The sequence below is a fragment of the Nonomuraea mangrovi genome, assembly GCF_042681425.1.
Classification (GTDB): domain Bacteria; phylum Actinomycetota; class Actinomycetes; order Streptosporangiales; family Streptosporangiaceae; genus Nonomuraea; species Nonomuraea mangrovi.
The window spans coordinates 276,803-299,828 of sequence record NZ_JBHUFV010000016.1 but is presented as its reverse complement, the minus strand read 5'-3'; the positions used below and the strand labels follow the sequence as shown (position 1 = coordinate 299,828).

General features: G+C 69.9%; 23 protein-coding genes. 9 read left to right on the top strand and 14 right to left on the bottom strand.

Going from position 1 to position 23,026, the window contains the following annotated elements; genetic code table 11:
- Nucleotides 1-2: 2 nt before the first annotated feature.
- The 6 genes from ACFSKW_RS11540 to ACFSKW_RS11515 all read right to left on the bottom strand — a co-directional run bounded on the left by ACFSKW_RS11540 (nt 3) and on the right by ACFSKW_RS11515 (nt 7,089).
- Nucleotides 3-899 carry an ABC transporter permease gene (locus ACFSKW_RS11540; protein ID WP_379572071.1) on the bottom strand — a complete coding sequence of 299 codons (897 nt, stop codon included), beginning with the start codon at nt 897-899 and terminating at the stop codon, nt 3-5.
- Nucleotides 900-963: 64 nt separating this feature from the next.
- Entirely contained in the window at nt 964-1,971 is a 1,008-nt protein-coding gene (locus tag ACFSKW_RS11535) for an ABC transporter permease (protein ID WP_379572069.1), read from the bottom strand.
- A gap of 3 nt (nt 1,972-1,974) precedes the next feature.
- The gene (locus ACFSKW_RS11530; RefSeq protein ID WP_379572067.1) at nt 1,975-3,792 is read right to left on the bottom strand and encodes an ABC transporter substrate-binding protein; all 1,818 of its coding nucleotides are present in this window, start codon (nt 3,790-3,792) and stop codon (nt 1,975-1,977) included.
- Nucleotides 3,793-4,008: 216 nt separating this feature from the next.
- Nucleotides 4,009-5,322, bottom strand: a complete 1,314-nt coding sequence (locus ACFSKW_RS11525) for an ABC transporter substrate-binding protein (protein ID WP_379572065.1) — start codon at nt 5,320-5,322, stop codon at nt 4,009-4,011.
- Between the two features lie 13 nt (nt 5,323-5,335).
- The gene (locus ACFSKW_RS11520; RefSeq protein WP_379572063.1) at nt 5,336-6,199 is read right to left on the bottom strand and encodes a carbohydrate ABC transporter permease; all 864 of its coding nucleotides are present in this window, start codon (nt 6,197-6,199) and stop codon (nt 5,336-5,338) included.
- On the bottom strand, nt 6,196-7,089 hold the full coding sequence (locus ACFSKW_RS11515; protein ID WP_379572061.1) for a carbohydrate ABC transporter permease: 894 nt from the start codon (nt 7,087-7,089) through the stop codon (nt 6,196-6,198). Before ACFSKW_RS11515 ends, ACFSKW_RS11520 begins: the two co-directional genes overlap by 4 nt.
- Before the next feature lie 105 nt (nt 7,090-7,194).
- Between ACFSKW_RS11515 and ACFSKW_RS11510 the strand changes: the two genes are divergently transcribed.
- Together ACFSKW_RS11510 and melA are read left to right on the top strand one after the other, a co-directional pair.
- Nucleotides 7,195-8,109 (top strand): carbohydrate kinase family protein, encoded by a 915-nt coding sequence (locus ACFSKW_RS11510; RefSeq protein ID WP_379572059.1) that lies wholly within the window; start codon nt 7,195-7,197, stop codon nt 8,107-8,109.
- Nucleotides 8,106-9,410, top strand: coding sequence for an alpha-glucosidase/alpha-galactosidase (melA, locus tag ACFSKW_RS11505; protein WP_379572057.1), 1,305 nt, complete (start codon nt 8,106-8,108; stop codon nt 9,408-9,410). The genes ACFSKW_RS11510 and melA overlap by 4 nt, the downstream gene beginning before the upstream one ends.
- On the opposite strand, the gene ACFSKW_RS11500 is transcribed toward melA, so the two are convergent.
- Together ACFSKW_RS11500 and ACFSKW_RS11495 are read right to left on the bottom strand one after the other, a co-directional pair.
- Complete coding sequence (locus ACFSKW_RS11500) at nt 9,407-10,183, bottom strand: DeoR/GlpR family DNA-binding transcription regulator (RefSeq protein WP_379572055.1); 777 nt, start codon at nt 10,181-10,183, stop codon at nt 9,407-9,409. The two genes, melA and ACFSKW_RS11500, sit on opposite strands and share 4 nt — an antisense overlap.
- 8 nt (nt 10,184-10,191) lie before the next feature.
- On the bottom strand, nt 10,192-11,526 hold the full coding sequence (locus ACFSKW_RS11495) for a family 4 glycosyl hydrolase (protein ID WP_379572053.1): 1,335 nt from the start codon (nt 11,524-11,526) through the stop codon (nt 10,192-10,194).
- Nucleotides 11,527-11,708: 182 nt separating this feature from the next.
- Between ACFSKW_RS11495 and ACFSKW_RS11490 the strand changes: the two genes are divergently transcribed.
- Complete coding sequence (locus ACFSKW_RS11490; RefSeq protein WP_379572051.1) at nt 11,709-12,554, top strand: endo alpha-1,4 polygalactosaminidase; 846 nt, start codon at nt 11,709-11,711, stop codon at nt 12,552-12,554.
- Between the two features lie 167 nt (nt 12,555-12,721).
- Here the strand turns inward: ACFSKW_RS11490 and ACFSKW_RS11485 are convergent, their stop codons facing one another.
- Nucleotides 12,722-13,432 (bottom strand): SDR family NAD(P)-dependent oxidoreductase, encoded by a 711-nt coding sequence (locus ACFSKW_RS11485; protein ID WP_379572049.1) that lies wholly within the window; start codon nt 13,430-13,432, stop codon nt 12,722-12,724.
- Nucleotides 13,433-13,599: 167 nt separating this feature from the next.
- Between ACFSKW_RS11485 and ACFSKW_RS11480 the strand changes: the two genes are divergently transcribed.
- Entirely contained in the window at nt 13,600-14,358 is a 759-nt protein-coding gene (locus tag ACFSKW_RS11480; RefSeq protein ID WP_379572047.1) for a Mut7-C RNAse domain-containing protein, read from the top strand.
- 635 nt (nt 14,359-14,993) lie between these two features.
- Complete coding sequence (locus ACFSKW_RS11475; protein ID WP_379572045.1) at nt 14,994-15,485, top strand: cupin domain-containing protein; 492 nt, start codon at nt 14,994-14,996, stop codon at nt 15,483-15,485.
- A gap of 6 nt (nt 15,486-15,491) precedes the next feature.
- Here ACFSKW_RS11475 and ACFSKW_RS11470 read toward each other — a convergent pair whose 3' ends face one another.
- The gene (locus ACFSKW_RS11470) at nt 15,492-16,253 is read right to left on the bottom strand and encodes an aminotransferase class IV (RefSeq protein WP_379572043.1); all 762 of its coding nucleotides are present in this window, start codon (nt 16,251-16,253) and stop codon (nt 15,492-15,494) included.
- Nucleotides 16,254-16,328: 75 nt separating this feature from the next.
- On the opposite strand from ACFSKW_RS11470, the gene ACFSKW_RS11465 reads away from it, so the two are divergent.
- Complete coding sequence (locus ACFSKW_RS11465; protein ID WP_379572041.1) at nt 16,329-16,916, top strand: nuclear transport factor 2 family protein; 588 nt, start codon at nt 16,329-16,331, stop codon at nt 16,914-16,916.
- Nucleotides 16,917-17,161: 245 nt separating this feature from the next.
- Here the strand turns inward: ACFSKW_RS11465 and ACFSKW_RS11460 are convergent, their stop codons facing one another.
- Entirely contained in the window at nt 17,162-18,367 is a 1,206-nt protein-coding gene (locus tag ACFSKW_RS11460) for a M20 metallopeptidase family protein (RefSeq protein ID WP_379572039.1), read from the bottom strand.
- Nucleotides 18,368-18,428: 61 nt separating this feature from the next.
- Between ACFSKW_RS11460 and ACFSKW_RS11455 the strand changes: the two genes are divergently transcribed.
- On the top strand, nt 18,429-19,208 hold the full coding sequence (locus tag ACFSKW_RS11455) for an HAD-IIA family hydrolase (RefSeq protein ID WP_379572037.1): 780 nt from the start codon (nt 18,429-18,431) through the stop codon (nt 19,206-19,208).
- Nucleotides 19,209-19,250: 42 nt separating this feature from the next.
- Nucleotides 19,251-19,871 (top strand): hypothetical protein, encoded by a 621-nt coding sequence (locus ACFSKW_RS11450; protein WP_379572035.1) that lies wholly within the window; start codon nt 19,251-19,253, stop codon nt 19,869-19,871.
- Here the strand turns inward: ACFSKW_RS11450 and ACFSKW_RS11445 are convergent.
- From ACFSKW_RS11445 to ACFSKW_RS11435, 3 genes are read right to left on the bottom strand one after another with little or no spacing between them, the layout of a single operon-like run.
- On the bottom strand, nt 19,832-20,485 hold the full coding sequence (locus ACFSKW_RS11445; protein ID WP_379572033.1) for a response regulator: 654 nt from the start codon (nt 20,483-20,485) through the stop codon (nt 19,832-19,834). The two genes, ACFSKW_RS11450 and ACFSKW_RS11445, sit on opposite strands and share 40 nt — an antisense overlap.
- A complete protein-coding gene (locus ACFSKW_RS11440) occupies nt 20,482-21,522 on the bottom strand; it encodes a sensor histidine kinase (RefSeq protein WP_379572031.1) in 1,041 nt (346 codons plus the stop codon). Before ACFSKW_RS11440 ends, ACFSKW_RS11445 begins: the two co-directional genes overlap by 4 nt.
- A 58-nt stretch (nt 21,523-21,580) precedes the next feature.
- Entirely contained in the window at nt 21,581-22,030 is a 450-nt protein-coding gene (locus ACFSKW_RS11435) for an NUDIX domain-containing protein (protein WP_379572029.1), read from the bottom strand.
- A gap of 56 nt (nt 22,031-22,086) precedes the next feature.
- Here ACFSKW_RS11435 and ACFSKW_RS11430 point away from each other — a divergent pair, with 56 nt between their 5' ends.
- Nucleotides 22,087-23,025 (top strand): acyl-ACP desaturase, encoded by a 939-nt coding sequence (locus ACFSKW_RS11430; protein ID WP_379572027.1) that lies wholly within the window; start codon nt 22,087-22,089, stop codon nt 23,023-23,025.
- The last annotated feature ends 1 nt before the right edge of the window (nt 23,026 follow it).

Genomic DNA, 23,026 nt, shown 5'->3' with positions numbered 1-23,026 from the left:
TACTACTCCTCGCGCAGCCGGGGGTTGAAGATCTCGTCCATCGCGTCCACCACGAGCACGATCCCCAGCGTCAGCAGCAGGATCGCCAGCAGCGGGGCCAGCAGGTAGCCGAGCGCCGACGGCGTCGTCATGGCGCCCGCCTGGAAGACGGCCAGGTTGAGCATGACGCCCCAGTTGTTCGACTCGTACGGCAGGACGCCGAGGAAGAACAGGCCGACCTGCGCGTACACGGCGCCGGTCACCGCGATGAGCGTGTTCATCGCGATGTAGGGGGCCATGCTGGGCAGCAGTTCCTTGCCGACGATGTGCGTGGTGGACAGGCCGAGGCCGCGCGCCGCCTCGATGAAGCCGCGCTCGCGCAGCGACAGGGTCTGCGCGCGCACGGCCCGCGCCACGCCGCCCCAGCCGAGCAGGCCGAGTACCAGGCCGATCTGGAACGGGTTGCCGAACTTCCACACCGTGGACAGCACCAGCAGGAGGGGCAGCCCTGGGATGGTGAGCTTCATGTCGGTCAGGCGCATGAGGACGCTGTCCCACCTGCCGCGCTTGAAGCCGGAGAACAGGCCGATGGCCGCGCCGAGCACGACCGTGATGACGGCTGTGACCAGCGCCGAGAGCAGCACGTAGCGGGCGCCGGTGATGACGAGCGCGGTGACGTCGCGGCCCTGGGGGTCGGTGCCGAACCAGTGCTCCCAGCTGGGCGGGGCGGAGATCGCGTCGGTGTCGCGGGGCAGCAGCTCGGGGTAGAGCATGGGCCCGAAGATCCCCATGAGGGCGAAGCCGATGATGAGGGCGACGCCGAACATGCGGCTGGGCTTGCGCTTCATCACCCGCCAGACGCCGCGCCAGAAGTTGCGCCGCAGGGACGGTGCGCTGGTTTCGAGAATGACCGCCGTCACGAGCCCTCCTCCGTTGGTCCCGTGACCTTGGTGCGCTGTTTCATGCTCGCCTCGCGAAGCTCGGTCACGCCGCCTCCTCGCCGCTGCGGACCCGCGGGTCGATGACCGTGTAGAACAGGTCGGCCACGATGTTCGCGATGATGACCGACACGGTGATGAGCAGGAAGGCTCCGCCCATGAGGGCGTAGTCGCGGCCGTTGATGCTGTCGATGAGCAGCAGGCCGAGACCCGGGTAGTTGAAGATCCGCTCGATGAACACCGCGCCGCCCAGCAGCGTTCCCAGCGACAGCGCCAGGATCGTGAACAGCGGCAGGATCGCGTTGCGGGCGATGTAGCGGAAGACGATCGAGCGCTTCATCCCGCGCAGTTCGGCGGCCAGGATGAAGTCGTCGCCGAGCACGGTGACGACGCTGGACTTCATGGCCAGAATCCAGCCGCCGTAGGCCGACAGCGCGTAGGTGACCACGGGCAGGACGGCGTGCTCGACGAGCGAGCCGATGTACTCGGCGTTGAAGCCCGGCTCGAACAGGATGTCGGCGACGCCGTCGGCGGGCAGGATCGGGATCAGCGTGGCGAAGACCGCTCCGAGGAGCAGCGCCAGCACGTACTGCGGCACGCCGTGGATCAGCGAGCCGGAGATGGCCAGCAGGTCGCCGAGCTTGCCGGTGCGCTTGATGGCGGCGTAGACGCCCATGACGATGCCGACGAGGAAGCTCAGGAGCGTTCCGATGAGGACGGGTAGAACGGTCCACTTGGCCTTGTCCATCAGCACGTCGGTCACGGGCGTGCCCGGGTTGATCACCGAGATGCCCAGGTCGAAGTGGAGCAGCCCCGTCATGTAGTCGGTGTACTGCTCCCACAGGGTGCCCTTGGGCATGAAGCCATACATCACCGCGGTGGCCTGGGCGGCCGCCGCGGGGTCCATGCCCTGCTGGACGAACTTCTCGACCTGGGCGGCCATCGGGTCGCCAGGGATGTTCCTCACGATGAAGAAACTGACCGTGGCGACCACGAAGATCATGACGAGCCCGCGGGCCAGGTGGCCCGCGAGTCGCCGTGCGATAACCGTCATGCGCTACTGCTTCTTCTTGACCATGCCGAGCTGGATCCAGACACCGGCGGGCTGCCTGAGCAGGTCGCTCTCGTTCTCGGGGAACCCGGTGAAGCGGTTGGTGTTGATGAACTGGGTGTTGACGTAGTCCCAGAGCTGGACGACCGGCAGGTCCTGGTTGGCCGCCTTGGCGAGCTGGCCGATGATGGCCTTCTGCTCCTCGGCGGGGGCGGTGTTCAGCTTGGCGGTCAGCTCACCCGGGTTGATCTTGGCGCCGTCGACCTCGATCTCCTCGGGGCCGCCCATCCAGTTGCCGCTCTTGCCGGGCGCGGCGTGGGTCACCTTGCCGCCGATGTTGGTCCAGCCGTTGGAGGCGCCGTAGAGGCGGGCGTAGATGTTGTACGGCGCGGGGCCGAGCGCGATCAGCCAGAAGCCGACGTCGTACTTGCCCGCCGCGATCTCCTCCAGGTAGAGGGGGTAGTCGGCGGTCGTGACGACCTCGGCGTTGACGCCGCTCTCGGCGAGCTGGCTCTTGATGTTCTCGGCACCGGCCAGCCAGTCGGAGAAGCCCGCGGGCGCGCGCAGCTGGACGGTCCAGGGCGAGCCGTCGGCCAGCGCCCACTTGCCGTCCTTCTTCTGCAGCCCGGCGGCCTTGAACTCCTCCTCGGCCTTGGCCACGTCGTGCTTGTACGGCTCGAGCGCGCTCAGCTCGGAGCCGAGCCACTCCTGGGCGGGCTTCTGGTGGATGCCGCTGGTGGTGACCGCGGGGGTGCCGCCCTCGGGCGAGGCGACCTTGGTGGTCTGCTCGCGGTCGATGAGGTAGGCCAGGCCCTTGCGGACGTGCACGTTGTCGTACGGCTTCTTGGACTGGTTGAACGCCAGGCCGAGCGCGACGGGGGAGAAGCCCTTGATGACGCCGTTGCCCGCGGTCGCCTTGATGCGGGTCATGGTGTCGGCGGGCACCGCGACGAACGGGGCGCTGTCGAGCTTGCCGCCGATCAGGTAGTTCCACACCTGCTCGTTGCCGGTGTAGTTGAGCAGCTTGACCTGGTCGGGGCCGACGTTGGCGGCGTTGTAGAAGCTCTTGTTCTTCACCAGCAGCGCCTCGCCGGGGTTGACGCGCTGCAGCACGAACGGGCCGGCGGAGACGTCCTTCGGCGGGGCGAAGGCGATGATCTTCTGGCCGAGCGCGGTGATCTCCTCGCGGGCCTTGTCGGCGGCGGCGCCCTCACCGCGGGCGGCCTTGATGGTGTCCCAGATGGTGGCGGGGACGACGCTGCTCCACACGTGCGCGGGCACGACGGGCATGTCCATGATGCCGCGGACGAAGGTGACGCTGGGGTTGGCCATGTCCTGGGTGATCTTGAGGGTCTTCTCGTCGACCACCTGCACGTCCGAGGCCGCGCCCGCGGCGCCCGGCTGGACCGAGAAGGCCGTGTTGCCCTGCGAGTAGGCGATGGCGATCGAGAGCTTGACGTCCTCGGCGGTCACCGGCTTGCCGTCGGACCACTTGTTGTTCGGCTGCAGGTGGACGGTGAGCGAGGAGTTGTCGGGAGCGATCTCCCAGCTGGCCGCGATGCCCGGGTAGAACTGGTTCGGGTCGGTCACGTGGTTCTTGGTCCACGCCAGCTTCATGGCGTTGTACCCGGCGAACGAGTTGCCCTTGGGGTTGAAGGGGTTGGCGGGGCCGCTCGGGTCGATGCCGGGCTTGTTGCCGTCGATCGTGGTGTAGAGGCCGCCACCGGCGCTGCCACCACCGGCCGCGGACTTGTTGTCGGTGCTGCTGCACGCCGTCATCGTGGCGAGCCCGAGCAGCGCCACTACGGCTGCTAGTCGCTTCATGTACCGCTCCGTGGGGGGCTTATCGATGGGTCCGGTATAGATCGGGGATTGTCCGGACCCTATGGTCAGCCCGCGGATGCGTCAATAATCTCCAGCGGTTGTGAGGTGAATGTAACTTTCCTTCATCGCACCGCGCGCTGGAAAAAGGCCGTCACAGGGGGGTTGGGTCGCACGGCGCGCATGGGCGCGCCGGGACCCCCGTAGTGTATCCGCTGGTCAGCCGGTTCCAAAGAGAGCGTTGACGTGGGTGTTGGCGGCGGTGAGAGCGGTGGCGGCGTCCTTCTGCCCCAGCCACACCTCCTCCATCGCGGTCTGCACGATCTGCCCGATCTCGTCGCCGTGGTCGCTGACCGGCAGCAGGAACGTGCCGTCCTTGGCGTCGGCGATGGAGGTGAAGGCCGTCACGTCACGTCCCGCCTTCTCGTGCGCCTTCATCGCCCGCTCGGCCGAGGAGGTGATGGCGGGGAAGACCACCGCGCTGTCGCCCACGATGTCCTGGCAGCCGGTCGAACCGAGGAACTTCACCCACTTCCACGCCTCCTCCTTGTGCTCGGTCCCGGCGTAGACGACGTCGGCCAAGCCGTTGAAGGCGGATTTGCGCCCCTGTGGTCCCTCCGGCAGCGGGGCGAAGGCGAACGTGCCGTCCGCCAGATAGGTGTTGATCATCCAGGAGCCGGTGATGCCCAGCGCGGCCTTGCCCGAGTCGAGCACCGCGTCGGTGCCCAGCGAGCTGGTCTTGTCGTAGGGGGCGGTGTAGCCCTTGTCGCTGAGGCGCTTGAACCATTCGACGGTCTCGGCGAGCTTCGGGCTGTCGTAGAAGTACTTGCCGCCGAACGGGTTCTTGTCGATGAAGGTGAAGCCGTTGGAGACGGCCAGGTCGCCCCAGCCGTTCTGGCCGAGCGCGCCGTCGCGCAACTCGGGGACGTAGCCGTGGACGGCCACCTTGCTCTTGTCGAAGCCGGGCTCGTCGCCGCGCCTGCCCGCCGAGTCGACGGTGAGCCTGGCGATCGCCTTCTCGAAGCTGCCGCCGTCGGAGGGGTTCCAGGTGAGGTCCTTCAGGTCCACGCCCGCCTTCTCGGCCTGCTCGACGTTGTAGACGACGGCCATGGTGTCCCAGTCCTTGGGCAGGCCGTACCGCTTGCCGTCCTTGACCCACAGCTCGGCCAGGCCGGCCCGGTACTGCGACAGGTCGACCTTGTCGGCCTTGACCATCGGCTCGATGTCGAGCAGCTGGCCGTTCTTGACGAACTGCGGGTAGTAGGAGGCCTGCATGGTGATCACGTCGGGGGCCTCGCCGGAGACCATCTGGGTGGTGAGGTTCTGCCAGTACTGGTCCCACGCGCTCTGCTGGATCTTGATCGTGATGCCCGGATTGGCCTTCTGGAAGGCGTCCGCGCACTTCTGGTAGGCGCCCTGCTGGACGTCGTCCCACAGGCCGTAGGTGAGTGTGACGTTCCCGCCGCCCTCCTGCGCGGAGGTGCCGCAGGCGGCCGTCAACAGCAGTACGGCCAGCGCCGCCGCTCTTCTCATGGGGGAGACCCTCCTATTTGAGTCCGCTGAACTGGATGGAGTCCACGAGGCGGCGGCCGAAGAAGACCAACAGCAACAGGACGGGGATCACCGACAGCGCCGAGCCGGCCATCAGGCCCGTCCAGTCGGGTGCGGTGTTGGGCGACTGCTTGAGGAAGATGCCGAGCGCGGCGGTCAGCACGCGCGTCTCCTCGCCCGGCGCGATCAGCAGCGGCCACAGGTAGTCGTTCCACGCCCAGACCGCGGTGGTCAGGGCGAGAGTGAGCAGGGGGCCCCTGGTCATGGGGAGCACGACCCGCCAGAACAGCGTCCACCTGCCCGCGCCGTCGATGGTGGCGGCCTGCTCCACCTCGCGGGGGAAGCCCAGGAAGAACTGCCGCAGGAAGAAGACCGCGAACGGCGTCATCAGCAGGCTGGGCGCCACCAGGCCCTGGAAGGTGTTGAGCCAGCCGAGCTGCTTGATCACCGCGAAGCTGGGCAGCAGCGTGAAGATCGGCGGCACCATCAGCGCGGCGACGAACAGGCTGAACAGGGCGTCCCTGAAGGGAAAGCGGAGCCTGGCGAAGGCGTAGCCGGCCATCGCGCAGAACAGCGTCTGCACCAGAGTGATCAGGCCGGTGTAGATGAAAGAGTTGCGCAGGTAGAGGAAGAAGTCCAGGTTGGCGCCCGAGCCTCCTGCGGCCCTGGTCTCCTCGCGGGTGGCCAGGCCGAGCACGCGCTCGAAGTTGACCAGCGTGGGGTGCTCGGGCAGCAGCGCGAAGTTGTCGGTGGCCAGCTCCCTGCCGGGAGTGATGGCGGTGCGCAGCATCCAGTAGAAGGGGAAGAGCGTGATCAGGATGGCCAGGGCGAGGCAGGCCCAGGCGAGGATACGTCTCATGCGAGGTCCGAGGTCGAGGCGCGGAGCATGCGCATCTGAACGAAGGTCAGCACGCCGAGGATGAGCACCAGCGTCAGCGCCATGGCCGAGGCGTAGCCCATCTTGAAGTGGGTGAAGGCCTGCTCGTAGATGTAGTAGTAGACGACCCTGGTGGCGTTGACGGGGCCGCCCTTGGTGGTCACGGCGACGGTGTCGAACAGCTGGAACGACCCGATCAGCGAGACGACGAGCACGAAGGCGAGGATCGGCCGCATCAGCGGCAGCGTGACCCTGAAGAAGGTGCGCAGCTCACCGGCGCCGTCGAGGGCGGCGGCCTCGTAGACCTGCTTGGGCACCAGACACATGCCGGCGTACAGCAGCAGCGCCGTGTAGCCGGTCGAGGTCCATGCGTTGATCATGGAAACGCTCGGCATGGCCAGGTCGGGCGCGGTCAGGAAGCCCTGGTTGTCCAGGCCCATGCCGGTCAGCAGGTGGTTGAAGAAGCCGAGGTTGGCGTCCAGCAGCCACATCCAGAGCAGGCCGACGGTCACGTTCGGCACCAGCCACGGCACCACCAGCAGCGATCGCAGGACGACCGAGCGGGTCAGCCGGTGCATGAGCGCGGCCAGGAACAGGCCGCCGACCATCTGCACGGTGATCGTCAGCACCACGTAGTAGCCGGTGACCTTGAGGGAGTTCCAGAACAGCGGGTCGTGAAGGAGCGTCACGAAGTTGTCGGCGCCCACGAAGGCGGGTTCCGACAACAGGTTCCAGTCCGTCATCGAGTACCAGGCGCCGAGCAGGGCCGGATACACGTAGAAGACGCCGAAGCCGACCAGCGCGGGAGCGAGGAAGAGCAGCGCTACCCGTCTGTCGTCGCGCCCTCGGTTCGGCAGCGAGAGTGTGGACACGGGGCCAACTCTTGGCAACTTACGAAAACTTGTCAATACCTTCGCTGCGAATCCACTTTTGAAAGACTTGACAAGTAAGTGAAGGCGCTGGGAACGTTCGTGCCCATGGCCACAACAGACTTCGACCTGCTCGTCGTGGGAGACGCCAACCCCGATGTGATCGTGTCGGGGACACCGTCCACGCTCGCCTTCGGGCAACGCGAGCAACTGGTCGAGACGGGGGAGCTGGTGCTCGGCGGATCGGCCGCCATCACCGCGTGCGGGGCGGCCAGGCTCGGCCTGCGCACCGCCTTCGCCGGCCGGGTCGGCGCCGACGCCGCCGGCGAGTTCGTCCTGTACACGCTCGCCGGGCACGGAGTGGACGTCTCCGCCTGCGTCGTCGACGCCGCCAGGCCCACCGCGCTGACCGTGGTGCTCGTACGCGGAGCCGACAGGGCGATCCTGACCTCGCCCGGCTGCCTGTCCGACCAGTGGGCGGTACCGCCATCGCTGGTCGCCAGGGCCGCCCACGTGCACGTCTCCTCCTTCTTCCTGCAACCGGGGCTGGACGTCGCCGGACTGTTCCGTACCGCACGCGAACTCGGCGTCGGCACCTCGCTCGACACCAACGACGACCCCTCGGGGGAGTGGAAGGGGCTCGACGGCATCATCGGCCTGACCGACGTCCTGCTCCCCAACGACGCCGAGGCCCTCGCGATCGCCGGGCTCACAGGTCAGGACGTGACGGCCGCGGCACGCGCGCTCGCCGCCAAGGGGACGCTGCCGGTGGTGAAGCGGGGCGCGGCAGGCGCCCTGGCCTGGCCGCCCGAGGGCCCCGTGCACGCTCCCGCGGTCCCGAACCCCTCGTTCGTGGACGCCGTGGGCGCGGGCGACAGCTTCAACGCCGGATTTCTCGCCGCGCGGCTCAACGGGCTGCACCTGGAGGCATGCCTGCGGCTCGCCGTCAGGGCGGGCACCCTTTCCACCCGAGCCGCGGGGGGCACAGCGGCGCAACCGACCTGGGAGGAAGCGACATCATGAGAAACCCCAAGATCGTGTTCGTGGGCGCGGGCAGCGTCGTCTTCACGCAGGGGCTGCTCGCCGATCTCCTGCGCTATCCGGAGCTGTCGTCACTCCACCTGTCGCTGCATGACATCGACCCCGAGCGGCTCCAGGTCGCCGAGGCCGTCGCCCACCGCATCGCCGCGGCCAGGGGCGCCAAGCCGCGCATCACCGCGACCCTCGACAGGCGCGCCGCCCTCGACGGCGCCGACTTCGTGATCAACATGATCCAGGTCGGCGGGCACGACTCCACGGTCACCGACTTCGAGATCCCCGCACGCTACGGCCTGCGCCAGACCATCGCCGACACCATCGGCGTCGGCGGCGTGTTCCGGGCGCTGCGCACCTTCCCCGTGCTCGACGCGCTGGCCGCCGACATGGCCGTCGCCTGCCCGGACGCGCTGCTGATGAACTACACCAACCCGATGGCCATGAACGTGTGGTACCTGTCCGGCAGGGTGCGCAACGTCGTCGGCCTGTGCCACTCGGTCTACTGGACGATGCGCGGGCTGTCCGACCTGGTGGGCGTGCCGTACGAGGAGGTCGTCTACCAGGCGGCCGGCGTCAACCACCAGGCATGGGTGCTGCGCTTCGAGCGCGAGGGCGAGAACCTCTATGACAGGCTCGACGCCCGCATCGACGCCGACGCCGAGCTGCGGCGCAGGGTCCGTGTGGAGATGTACCGGCGGCTGGGCCACTACCCGACCGAGACCAGTGAGCACTCGGCCGAGTACGTCCCCTGGCTGCTGCGCCACGCCGGAGAGATCGACAGGCTGCGCATCCCCGTCGGCGAGTACCTGCGGGTCAGCGAGGAGAACGTGCGCGAGTACAAGCGCACCCGCGACGCCGTACGGCACGGCGCCGAGCTGGAGATCGCCGGCACCGACGAGTACGCGCCGCAGATCATCCACAGCATGGTCACCGGCACGCCACGCGTCGTCTACGGCAACGTGGTCAACGACGGGCTGATCTCCAACCTGCCCGACGGCAGCGTGGTCGAGGTGCCGTGCGCGGTCGACGCCACCGGCGTGCGGCCCACCCGCGTGGGCGCGCTGCCCCCGCAGTGCGCGGCGCTCAACCGCGCCTACGTCAACGTCAACGAGCTCACCGTCCGCGCCGCCGAGGAGGGCAGGCCCGAGCACGTACGGCACGCCGTCATGGTCGACCCGAACGCCTCGGCCACCCTGTCGCTGGACGACATCTGGCGCATGTGCGACGACCTGACCGTGGCCCACGGCGACCTGCTGCCGGAGTCGCTGCGGGTCACGCCGGCGAGCTAGCCGGCCAGCTCCACCCTCAGGCCCCGCTCCCGCAGCCGAGCCACCTCGCCAGGGTCGGCCGACTCGCCCGTGATCAGCAGGTCGACGCCGGACAGCGGGCAGATCGGGGCCAGCTCGACCCTGCCGAGCTTGGTGGAGTCGGCCACCATGATCCGCCTGCCGGCCGCCCGCAGCATCCGCTGCTTCATCTCGGCGTCCGGCAGGTTGACGTTGGTGAAGCCGCTGTCGACGTGCACGCCGCCGCAGCCGAGGAACACCGTGCTCGCCCTGATCCCGTCGAGCAGCCTGCCGCCCATGGGGTCGACCAGCGAGTGCTGCTGGCGGCGCAGGCTGCCGCCGGTGACCACCACGGAGAAGCGGGGAATGGCGGGCTCCAGCTCCAGCGCGGTGCGCAGGCCGTTGGTGAAGACGGTCACCTCGGCCAGGTCGGCGCGGGCCACCAGCTCCCTTGCCACGTAGGCGGTGGTGGTGCCCGCGCCCATTAGCACGCTCTCACCTGAGCTGATCAGGCGGGCGGCGGCCTTGGCGATCAGGCCCTTCTCCACCGCGGCGGCGCCGAGCGACATCTCGAACGAGGCCTCGGTGAGCGCGGGACCGGCGGCGACCGCGCCGCCGCGCACCCTGCGCACCTTGCCCTGCTCCTCCAGCGCGTCGAGATCGGCGCGGACGGTCACGCCCGAGACGCCGAACGCCTCGGCCAGCTCGTTGACCCTGGCGAAGTCCTGCTCCCTGAGCAGGCCGAGCATGCGCTCGCGGCGTACCTCCGTCGGCATCGACTCCTTCACCCGCGCACCGCCTCCGGCAGCAGGTCGCCGTGGGCGGCCAGCAGTTCCTCGCAGAGCGCCTCGATGGCGGGCAGCGGGAGCGTCGCGGCGGTGTTCGGGTCGAGCATCGCCGCGTGCAGGACGTGCCTGCGGTCACCGTCGAGCACCGCCCGCACGGTCAGTTCGACGACGTTGAGGAAGGTCCGGTTGAGCGCGGCGAGCTGGATCGGCAGCTCGCCGACCCGCTGCGGGCGGATCCCCGCCGCGTCGACCAGCGCGGGCACCTCCACGCACGCCTCCTCCGGCAGGTTGCCGATCAGGCCGCCGTTGCGGACGTTCACGTGGACGAGCTTCTCCTGCCCCGTCAGCATGGCCAGCAGCGCCGCCGCCGCGGGCTCCTGGTGCTGCCACCTGATGAGCAGCGGCCTGCCCGCCGCCAGTGCCCGCCTGGTCTCCTCGTAGACGTGCAGGGACATGCCGGCCCTGCGCAGGTACTCCTCGACCGGCACACCCAGCCTGGAGGTCTCCGCCGCGTGGCGCATGATCCACGGGACGTACTCGGCGGCGTGCTCGCTGGACTCGGTGGGGAAGAAGCCGAAACGGCGGTACATCTCCACCCTGACGTGGCTCTTCAGCTCGGCGTCCGCGGCCAGCGCCGCGTCGAGGTCGGGGTAGAGGGAACGGCCCTCGGCGTCGGCGAAGACGAGCACGAACGACTGGTGGTTGACGCCCGCGCTGCGCAGGGTCAGCTCGTCGAGGTCGCGGCCCACGAGGTCGGCCAGGTAGACGTGGGTGTCGCAGACCGCGTGACAGACCCCCGCGAACCTGGTGAAGCCTGTCGCCTCGTGCATCGCCCAGCCGGTCATCGCCATCGGGTCGGTGTGGCTCAGCAGCCACGCGTCAGGACACAGCTCGGTCAGCTCGAGGCCCAGCTCGACCGCGGCCGGGATGGTGCGCAGGCCCCTGAAGATGCCCCCGATGCCGATCGTGTCGCCGATGGTCTGGCGCAGGCCGTAGCGGTGGGGGATCTGGAAGTCGCGCAGCGTCGCCTCGAACCCGCCGACCTCGATCGAGGCGACCACGTGGTCGGCGCCGTCGAGCGCGCGCCGCCTGTCGGTGTGGCCGACGACGCGCGCTCCCGCGCCGGCCTCCGCGTTCAGCGCCCTGGCGAGGGCCTCGGCGGTGGCGAGCCTGGCCGGGTCGTCGTCGTGCAGGACGATGTCGAGGTCGCCGTGCAGGGGGTCGGACAGGAAGAGATCGGACAGGATCCTGCGCGTCGGCTCGACGTTTCCCGCCCCGACGAAGACGATCCGCGACATCCGCACCTCCAACCTGGGCGACCAGTATTCCATGACAGCATCTTGCTCGAAGCTGTTGAAATCCCGGGTCTGCTGCGCAACTCTAGACGCGTGCTGGCGTGGGCACCCCGATCTCACCGGGCCACGCCACCGCTCGCGGGCCACGGGCCTGGCCGCGTGTCGGAGTGCGGAACAGCATGCCTGGCGCCCTTGCCGATCATCACGCGAGGAGAAGCATGCGAGCCTTACAGATCCTTGCCGCCACCCTGCTGACCTGGGTGGCCTTCGTCGTCGTTCCCCCGCAGGCCCAGGCGGCCGCACCGCCGCCGCCGACCCCCTGCCCCGGCTGCTGGAAGCCCGCGCTGAACACCAGCTGGCAGTGGCAGCTGTCGTCGGTGCCCGGCGAGCCGTTCCTCAACGTCACCATGTACGACATCGACGGCTTCAACGCCACCGCGGCCACCGTCCGGCGCCTGCACGAGACCAAGGCGGGTCGCAAGGTCGTCTGCTACGTCAGCGCAGGCTCCTACGAGGACTGGCGGCCCGACGCCGCCCAGTTCCCCGCCTCCGTCCTCGGCGCCGGCCTCGACGAGTGGCCGGGCGAGCGGTGGCTCGACATCAGGCAGTACGGCGGCCCGCTCGGGCAGATCATGCGGGCGCGCATGGACATGTGCAAGAGCAAGGGCTTCGACGCGATCGAGTTCGACAACGTCGACGGCTACACCAACGAGACAGGGTTCCCGCTCACGGCCGCCCACCAGATCGCCTACAACGCGTGGCTGGCCAACGAGGCCCACGCCCGGGGGCTCTCGGTGGGGCTGAAGAACGACATCGCGCAGATCCCGCAGCTGCTGCCGTACTTCGACTGGGCGCTGAACGAGCAGTGCTGGCAGTACAGCGAGTGCACGACCGGGCAGAACGGCGACTACGGCTACGACCAGTTCGTGAGCGCGGGCAAGGCGGTGTTCACCGTGGAGTACGAGCTGGGCACCTCGAAGTTCTGCGCCAAGTCCAACGCGCAGAACTTCAACTCCCTGCGCAAGAACTACGAGCTGGACGCCTACCGGGTGGCCTGCCGCTAGACGGGCGGCCTCAAGCGGGTCGCTTCGGACGAGGGGTGCGGGCCGGGTTCTCGGGGGAACCCGGCCCGCACCCGCCCCGATCACCTGCCGCACACAGGGCCCGGCCACCCGGCCGACGATCCCACCATCGGGGGCCGGCCGGGCGGTACGGTCACGTGGTCCGCCGGTCAGGCGGGTGCCGGAGGTTCCGGCTGGGCGCCGGACACCAGCCGGCCCGCACGCCGCGTGATGGCGTCGCTCCAGATGTCCGGCAGCACGGCGAACGTTCCGGCTCGCACCGCCGCCAGAGCCTCGTCGGCGACGATCTCCGGATCCTCTCCCTCGGCCGACATGCCGGTGCGGACGAGAGCGGGGCACAGCACCGTCACGCCGATCGGCGTGTCCGCGAGTGCGAGCGCGGCCTGCTCGGCGAGGGCGACAACCGCATGCTTGGACGCCGCGTAGGCCCCGCCGGTGGGGAACGTCACCAGGCCGGCCAGAGACGCCGTGATCAGGATGTGCCCGGGACGGCCGGTCGCGAGCATCGGCGGAACGAAGGCGCGCAGCCCGTTGGCCACGCCCCCCACGTTCACGGCGAACACGCCGGCCCAGTCCTCCGCGCCGACCTCCCACGGCGCGCCCAGGTCCCTGCCGACGATGCCCGCGTTCAGGCACACCAGCTGAACGCCGGGCGCGGCCGCGGCGAGGGCCGCCATCGCCCCGGCGTCGGAGACGTCGGTCTGGACGGCGTCGGCGCCCAGCTCCGCGGCGACGCCGGCGAGCGCGGCCGCGTCGATGTCGGCGAGCACGACGCGCGTCCCCGACGAGCGGAGACGCGTGGCGATGGCTCTCCCGATCCCGCTCGCGGCACCGGTGACGACGGCACTCGTGATGTCCATGGTCCCCCCTTGTCGACCCGCACCTGATTATCCCCGAGTGTGATCAACGAGCGATGTCGCCAGGCCCGCCAGGTCGCCGAGACCATGACGGATGACCGCACCGACCTCCGGCCGGTCCCGCACCGCCGTCGTGGTCGCTCGGGGTGGTGGGTCCGCGGGAAACGGGCATGCGTTCGCGTCATCCTCGATGGCATGCTGGCAAGGTGGTCGTACGCCTTCGCATCGCCGCAGAGCTGAGACTGTTCCTGCCGGTGGCCCGTCGCCAGGAGTGGCACCAGGTGCCGCTCGACGGCACGGCCACGCTCGGCCACATGGTCGAGTCGCTCGGCATCCCGCTCACCGAGGTCGGGCCCATGAAGGTCGGTGACAGCGGGGTCGAGCCGTCGTACCAGCCCGCCGCGGGCGACGTGGTCGAGGTGCCGCCGGTGCCGCGCCCGCAAGGGCTGCCTGAGGGGCCGCGCTTCCTGCTGGACGTCCACCTGGGCACGCTGGCCAGGCGGCTGCGGCTGCTGGGGATCGACACCGCCTACCACAACGACATGGACGACCCCTCGCTCGTCGCGCAGGCCAACGAGGAACGGCGGGTGCTGCTGACGCAGGATCGCGGGCTGCTGCGCCGCCGCGCGTTGTGGCTGGGCGCGTACGTGCGGGGCACGCGAGCCGACGAGCAGCTGCACGACCTGCTCGGACGGTTCGCGCCGCCGCTGAGGCCGTGGACGCGCTGCACGGCGTGCAACGGCGAGCTGGTCACGGTCGGCAAGGAGGAGGTCGAGCCGCTGCTCGAGGCGGGCACCCGGCGCAGCTACGACGCCTACGGTCAGTGCGGGGAGTGCGGGCAGGTCTACTGGCACGGCGCGCACAGCGACCACCTGGAGGAGATCGTGCGCACGGCGTACGCGCACCCGGCCGTCGGCGCCACCTCGTAGCGTCGACACGCGCCGGGCCCGGAGCACGGCGGGCATCCCGAGCCAGGGATCAGACCAGACCGCGTCAGGACCGGCCAACCGGCAAACGACGCGGCCCCTGTCCGGCACGCCCACCCCCCGGCTTGGCGTGGTCGCTGTGCAGGGCGGTCGGTGGTCACCGGGTTAGGGAGGTCGTGGGTCTCGCGGTTGGTGCGGCTCGTGGGTTCCGGTGGGGTCGCTGCGCGGGGTCGTGGTCGGTGGTCGCGGGGTTGGGGAGGTCGTGGGTCTCGCGGTTGGTGCGGCTCGTGGGTTTCGGTGGGGTCGCTGCATAGGGTCGTAGCCGATGGCTACCGAGCGCGGGGGCGTGGGCGCGCGGTTGATGGTTTCTCTGGGCTCGACGGGGTGGCTGCTGGTGGCGTGACGGGTGGTCGGTGGGTTCGGGAGGGGCGCGGTTGCACTGTTGATGCGGTCGCTCGGGCTCGGCGGGAGCGCCATCACGGGGCCGTGGTCGGTTTGCCACCTGGGTGTCGGAGACCTGTGGCCCCTGGTGGTGGCGTGGCGGAGGATCTCGATGAGTGATGACTGCGGGCTGCGATCGCTTCTGGTTCGCCCGGCGTTCCCGCCCTGAGATGGAAGCCAACCCAACGAAGGGATGGATGATGGCCTCCACCGAACAGGACACCCGTGCGCTCGTCGTGCACGGCGAGGACGCCGAAGTGGTCGGCCTGCCGCACGGCGGGGCGTTCCGCCTGCTGGCCGACGCGGGCGCGACCAGGGGCGCGCTGGGCGTCAACAGTCTCACTCTGGGCGTCGGCGCGGACGGGGCGCGCCCGCACCGCCACATGCTGTCCACGGAGCTGTTCTACGTGGTCGGCGGGAAGGCGGTGTTCTACGTCGGCGGCGACGTGGTCACCGTGGAGGCGGGCGGACTCGTCGTGGTGCCGCCAGGGACGCCGCACGCGTTCGGCGCCGCCGAGGGCTCCACGGCCGAGGTGCTGGCGGTGCTCACCCCTGGCGTCGAACGGTTCGAGTACTTCCGGCGGCTCGGCAGGATCGGCGGGGGTCAGGGGTCGTTCGACAGCTTGCTGCCCGATCAGGAGCGCTTCGACGTGCACTTCCTGGACCTCCCGCACTGGCGGAGCCCGTGAGCGCGTCTAGATCGTGTCCCAGGGGACGTCGTCGTAGAGGCCGAGCAGGCGGGCGGCGAACGCGTCGTCCAGCTTCAGCGTGTCCTCCTCCAGCCGGCCGACCATGACGACGCCGTGTGAGTTGGTGAGGAAGACCGCCTCGTAGGAGCGCAGGTCGGGCACCCTGATGGGCCGGCGCTCCTGGGGGATGCCGGCCGATTCCAGCGCCCGTTCCATCAACTGCATGGTGATGCCGTGCAGCATGGGCAAGTCGGGCCAGATGACGGCGGTCCCGTCGAAGCAGCCGAGGTTCGTGATCAGGCCTTCGGAGATCAGGCCGTCGGGGGTGGTGAGCAGCCCCTCGTCGTAACCCCCGGCGTCGACCAGCCGGCCGTGGTACGCCTGGGGGAAGCCGCCCATGTGCTTGATGTGCGGCAGGAAGCGCTGGTAGGCGACGGGTTTGACGCTCCGGGGCTCGGTGGCGACGTCGACGGGAGGGCGCGTGCTGACGAACACGTGCGGGCCGTCGTCGGCCTCCATCACGTAGACGCGGACGCTGACATCGGTGAGGTCCGTGCCGAGCGCTGCTCTGATCGAGTCGAGGACGAGCTCGGTGTCGAGCTCGACGTCGAACAGCTCACGGGTCGCGGCCGTCAAGCGGGTCAGGTGCAGGTCGAGGCCGCGGGTGCGCCGGTCGCGTACCTGCATGGCGGTGAAGTGGCCGTAGCGGGCAAGGAGGGGCAGGCCGGCATCGGGGTCCGCGACCCGGCCGTCGATGACGGTGATCATCTGACCAGCCTACGCCGGGCGGGTGCGGCGGCCCACGCCGGTGCGAACGTAGCAAGCGTTTGGTTTGATCTGAGCATGGACGAACGTGAGGTCGCCGACAGGCTGGAGATCGCCGATGTGCTCGCCCGCTACGCCAGGGCCGTCGACGCGGGGGAGTGGGACAGGCTCTCGGAGGTGTTCACCTCCGACGCCGTGATCGACTACCGGGCGGCGGGCGGGATCGTCGGGGGACTTGCCGAGGTCAGGGGGTGGCTGGCCGAGGTGCTCGCGCGCTGGCCGGGTCGGCTGCACCTGATCGGCGCGCCGGTCGTCGACTTCATCGGCGCGGATGCCGACGGTAGGGCCGGCGTGGAGAACGGTGCGGCGGACGGTGGTGAGGGCGGCGCGAAGGCGGGCCCGGCGGACGGCGGCGAGGGCGGCGCGGAGGCCGACGGTCGGGACGGCGAGGAAGGCGGCGGCGAGGCGATGCGTGAGGTGGTCCGCGAGGCCGTGGTCCTCGCGCCGTTCACCGACACGCTGGCCCCTTCCAGGGAGATGACGGCCGCCGGTGCCAAGGGGTTCTGCCAGGGCGGCGGCTGGTACCGGCATCGCATGATCCGCACGCCCGATGGGTGGCGGAGCAGGGAACTGGTCGAGGAGCAGTCCTGGCGGACGGTCGGCTGACGACGTGACGGCGGCCCGCCGCACGCTGGAGCGGCGTGATGGACGGGCCCCCGCCCCGTGACCGCGGTGGGCCATCGGGTGCCCGCCGTACCAGGAGGGCGGCGAGCACCCGATGTGAGGCGGACCGCTGTACAGGCGAGCCCGATGGGAGGCGAGCGGACCCCGAACGGGCCCGATGGGAGGCGGGCCTGAGACCGGACGGGCCGACGCGGGGCAGGCGGTCAGTGCCGGGGGAGGGTGGGGCGTCAGGCGGTGGCGCGGTCGGCGGAGAGCCTGCTCAGCGCCAGCGACGCGTACAGGGCGGCGCCGTCCGGCAGGACGGCGTCGTCGAACTGCGCCTCGGGGGAGTGGTTGTACGGCGCGCTGGCCGGGTCGCGGTCGGGCGGGCAGGCGCCGAGGAAGACGAACGCGCCGGGCACGTCCTCCAGCACGTAGGAGAAGTCCTCGGACCCGGTGACCGGCTGCGGGGCCACGAAGAAGCGGCCGGGTCCGAAGAGCCCGTCGACGGTCGCGCCCGCGAACGACGCCTCGTCCGCGGTGTTGACCGTGACCGGGTAGCCCATGCCGAAGGAGGCTTCGACGCGCAGGCCGTGCGCCGCGCCGATGCCTTCGACGAGCTGGACGGCGCGCTGCTTGATGCGGGCCCTGCTGTCCTTGCTGAAGGTCCTGATCGTGGCGGAGAAGCGGGCGTCGTCGGGGATGACGTTGTCGACGGTGCCGGCGTGGAAGCTGCCGACGGTGACCACGACGGGGTCGAAGACGTCGAAGGCCCTGGTCACCAGCGTCTGCAGGGCGGTGACCATCTCGCAGGCGGCCGGGATGGGGTCCTGGGCGCGCTGGGGCGTGGAGCCGTGGCCGCCCCTGCCGATCACGTGGACGTTCAGGGTGTCGGCCGCGGCCATGATGGGCCCGCCGCGCGAGGAGAAGACGCCGGGCGGCAGCATCGCCGAGACCACGTGCATGCCGTAGGCGGCCACGGCTCGTGAGCCCGCGGCGTCGAGGACGCCCTCGTCGATCATGACCTTGGCGCCCTCGTAGCCTTCCTCACCCGGCTGGAACATGAACACCACGTCCCCCGCCAGTTCCTCCCGCCTGGCGGCGAGCAGGTGCGCGGCCCCCGCCAGCATCGAGGTGTGCAGGTCGTGGCCGCAGGCGTGCATCCTGCCCTCGTGGGAGGAGATGTACGGCAGGCTGTTGCGCTCGGTGACGGGCAGCGCGTCCATGTCGCCTCTGAGCAGGACCGCGGGCCCTGGCCTGCCGCCGCGCAGCACCGCGGTGACCGAGCTGAGCGACTCGCCCGTGCTGATCTCCAGCGGCAGGCCGTCGAGCGCGGCGAGCACCTTCTCCTGCGTGATGGGCAGGTGGAGGCCGACCTCAGGCGTGGTGTGCAGGGAATGGCGGAGCCGGATGAGCTCGTCGCGCATGTCCTGGGCTGATTCAAGAAGCGACATGGAGAACATTCTTCATGTGTCTGACATCGGTTGGACAAGAGGCGATTTATAGGATGACGAGATGACTGAGCGTAAGCCCATCCAGAGCTGGCTGTCCGACATGGACGGTGTCCTGGTGCACGAGGGGCAGCCCGTCCCCGGCGCCGACGTGTTCATCAAGCGCCTGCGCGATTCGGGCAGAAGCTTCAGGGTGCTCACGAACAACTCCATCTACACCCCCAGGGATCTCGCGGTACGGCTGCGCGTGGCGGGGTTGGAGGTGCCCGAGGAGTCGATCTTCACCTCGGCGATGGCGACCGCGCGCTTCCTCGACGACCAGCGTCCCAGGGGTTCCGCCTACGTGATCGGCGAGGCGGGGCTGACGACGGCGCTGCACGAGATCGGCTACGTGCTGACCGACCTCGATCCCGACTACGTGGTGCTCGGCGAGACGCGCACCTACAGCTTCACGCAGATCACCAAGGCGATCAGGCTGATCGAGGGCGGCGCCCGCTTCATCGCGACGAACCCGGACCCGGTGGGGCCGTCGAACGAGGGCTCGCTGCCGGCGTGCGGCGCGGTGGCCGCGATGATCACCAAGGCGTCGGGCGTCGAACCGTACTTCGTCGGCAAGCCCAACCCCATGATGATGCGTCACGCGCTGAACGCGATCGAGGGCCACAGCGAGACCACCGCGATGATCGGCGACCGGATGGACACCGACATCATCTGCGGCATGGAGGCGGGCCTCTACACGATCCTGGTGCTGAGCGGCGTGATGAAGCGCGAACAGATCGAGCGTTTCCCGTTCCGTCCGTCGCTGGTCGTGGAGTCGGTGGCCGACCTCATCGACAGGATCTGATACCTGCCGCCCTCTGTCAGGTACGGCTGGCAGGCTGGCCCCATGCATCGCATCTACCTGGAGCTCGGTCCCAAGAAGGTGTTCGCCTGCTCGCTCGACTGGCCCGGCTGGTGCCGCGTCGACAGGACCGAGGAGCCGGCCGTCGACCGGCTGGCCGAGTACGCCCCGCGCTACCGGTTGATCGCCGAGCGCGCCGGACTGGTCTTCGAACCGGGTGAACCCGTCGTGGTCGAGCGGGTCAAGGGCAGCAGCACCACCGATTTCGGCGCGCCGGACGCCGAGCCCGCCGCCGACGCCGAGCCCTTCGACCCCGCGACGGCCGCCCGCGACGTGGCCCTGCTGAGGGCGGCGTGGGCGCTGTTCGACGAGGCCGTCGCCGTCACCCCCGAGGAGCTGCGCAAGGGCCCGCGCGGCGGCGGGCGCGACCGCTCCAAGATGGTCGCCCACGTGACCGAGGCCGAACGCGGCTACGCCCGCAAGCTCGGCGTCAGGCACCCGCCGTACACGTCGGTCGCCGACCGGGAAGCCATGCGGGAGGAACTGGCAGGGGTCCTGCTGGAGGGCGGCTCGGGCGGCTGGTCCTGCCGCTACGCCTGCCGCCGCATCGCCTGGCACGTCATCGATCACCTCTGGGAGATGGAGGACCGCAGGTCGTTCTCGTAGGCCAGGATGACCAGCTGGACCCTGTCCCTGACGCCCAGCTTGGTGATCGCGCGCGAGATGTGCGTCTTGACGGTCAGCGGGCTGATCACCAGATGGCGGGCGATCTCCTCGTTCGACAGCCCGGCGGCGATCAGGCCCACGACCTCCAGCTCGCGTGCCGTCAGCGCGTCCAGGCTGCCCGACGGCGCCGGACGGCTCGCGAAGCGCTCGACGACCCTGCGCGTGACGCCCGGCGACAGCAGCGAGTCGCCCGCGTGGACGACCGCGACCGCGCGGCGCAGCTCCGCGGGCTCGACCTCCTTGGTCAGGAATCCGCTGGCGCCCGCGCGGAGCGCGGCGAAGACGTTCTCGTCGGTGTCGAACGTCGTCAGGATGATGATCCGGCAGGCGGGCAACTCGGCGAGAATGCGCCGGGTGGCGGCGATGCCGTCCGAACCCGGCATGCGGATGTCCATCAGCACCACGTCGGGCTTGAGCCGCAGCGCCTGGCGTACCGCCTCCTCGCCGGTGCCTGCCTCGCCGACCACGGCGATCTCCTCGTCCTTGGCCAGCAGGGCGCGGAAGCCCGCGCGCACGAGCGCCTGGTCGTCGGCGAGCAGCACGTCGATCGTCATACCGGCAATCCTGCCCTGACGGCGAAGCCGTCGCCGGCCTCGATCTCCAGCCAGCCGCCGAGCGCGGTGACCCGTTCGCGCATGCCGGTCAGGCCGTGGCCCTCGGTGTAGGAGACGGGGCCCGTGCCGTCGTCGACGACCTCGACCCGCACCTGGTTCGAGGAGTAGTCCAGGTGGACCAGCAGGCGGCGCGCGTCGGAGTGCTTCAGCGCGTTGGTCATGGCCTCCTGCACGATGCGGAAGGCGGCCATGGCCTGCGCCGCGGGTACCTCGGTGGGATCGCCGCCCTCGTCGAGGGTCACGTCGAGTCCCGCCTCCCTCGCCCTGGCCACCAGGTCGGCGATGGAGGAGAGCTCGGGCTGGGGCTCGCCCGACACGTCCCGCAGCACGCCGATCAGCGACCTGAGGTCGGCCATCGCCTTCTTGCGGACGTCGGAGGCGACCCTGATGGCTCCCTTGGCCTCGGGGAGGGAGTCGGCCTCGGCGGCGACGTTCAGGTGGAGGCCGACGACGGTGAGGGTGTGCGCGACGACGTCGTGCAGTTCCCTGGCGATCTGCAGCCGCTGCTCGGCCAGCCTGGTGCCGGCGGCCTCGCGCAGCCTGGCCTCGTGCTCGGCGCGCCAGCGCAGGTGCTGGCGGTAGCCGTGCGCCAGGGCGAGCACCAGGGCGAGCCACAGCAGCTCCGCGCCGCCCCTGGCCAGCTCCATGGTGGGCGCGACAGCCGCGGCCAGGGTGAGGACGCAGATCGCGGCCGTCCAGGGCAGGTTGGCCAGCCCCGCGGTGAAGACCGCGACCGTCATCGGCCAGATGACGCCGCCCTCGAACAGCCCGCCGTACTGCGCGCCCAGCAGCACCGCGGCCGACAGCGCCAGCACGACGACGGGACCGCGCCGCCTGGCCAGCAGCAGCAGGCCGAGTGCGATCGCGACGGGAATCGTGCCGTCCCAGGTCAGCGGGGCGCCGACCGAGGCGAGGGAGGTCAGGGCGCAGATCGCGGTGAGTACGGCGAGCACGGCGTCGAGAAGCAGGAGAGGCATGCCGCGAACGCTAACGAGGGTTGTGCCCCCGGGTCGTCCTCCTTCGCGAGTCATCGGGCTACATCGATCGATGTATGAGCCGGGGCAGCGACGTGATGTGCGCGGCGAGATAGACGCCGAGGGCCTCGGGGACCAGCCGCCGCGAGGTGATCTCGGCGGGGTCGAGGGGCAGCCGCTCGACGTCGTAGACGCCGCTCGCGGGGTCCTCCACCTCGGGGCCGTGACGCAGCGCCGGGTCCATGGAGACCAGGCGGCAGCCGTACACGTGCTGGGTCTTGACCGCGCCCTGGTAGGGATAGGTGAGCGTGGTCAGCGGCGTGACCGCGGAGACGACCGCGCCCAGCTCCTCCAGCAGCTCTCTGCGCAGGGTGTGCTCCAGGCTCGCGTCCTCCGGTTCGACGTGTCCGCCCGGGATCGACCAGTACAACTCCTTGCCGGGGACCGTGCGCCGGAAGACGACCAGCCGCTCCTCATCATCAAGCAGGACACCTCGGACACTAGGTCGCATAAAGACCCTCCAGTTTCTTGGGGTAGCCTAACTTACGGTTGCGTAGCTTGAAGGAGATGAGCTTTATGGTGATGAGTCAGACGGAGCTCCTGCACGAGCTTGAGCCGGTGGTGGCGGGCGAGCTCGACCGGCACCTCAAGGTCGCCAAGGAGTGGTTCCCCCACGAGTACGTTCCGTGGAGCGAGGGCCGCAACTTCGACGGCATCTTCGACGGTGACGCCTGGCAGGAGAGCGACTCGACCATTCCCGAGGCGGCCCGCGTCTCGCTGATCGTCAACCTCCTCACCGAGGACAACCTGCCCAGCTACCACCACGAGATCGCCACCACCTTCGGCCGCGACGGCGCGTGGGGCACCTGGGTCGGCCGCTGGACCGCGGAGGAGGGCAGGCACGCCGTCGCCATCCGCGACTATCTCACCGTCTCGCGCGCCGTCGACCCCGTCGCGCTGGAGCGCGCCCGCATGGTCCACATGGAGGGCGGCTTCCAGACCGAGTACGGCACGATGCTGCAGCAGCTCGCCTACGTCTCCTTCCAGGAGTTGGCCACCCGCATCTCGCACCGCAACACCGGCAAGGCGTCGGGCGACCCCAACTGCGAGCGCCTGCTCGCCAAGATCGCCGCCGACGAGAACCTCCACATGCTCTTCTACCGCAACCTGCTCAAGGCGGCCTTCGAGCTCGACCCCAACCAGACGATGCGCGCCATCACCGACGTCGTGACGACGTTCCAGATGCCGGGCACCACCATCGAGGGCTTCACCCGCAAGGCGATGGTCATCGCCCACGAGGGCATCTACGACCTGCGCCTGCACCTCGACGACGTGCTCATGCCGGTGCTGCGCCAGTGGGCGGTCTTCGACAAGACCAACCTGGACGGCGACGGCGCCAAGGCCCGCGACGAGCTGGCCGCCTTCCTGGACAAGAGCGAGACGACGGCCGCCAGGTTCGTGGAGCGCAGGGAGGCCCGCAGGGCGCGCGAAGCCGCCATGCGATGAT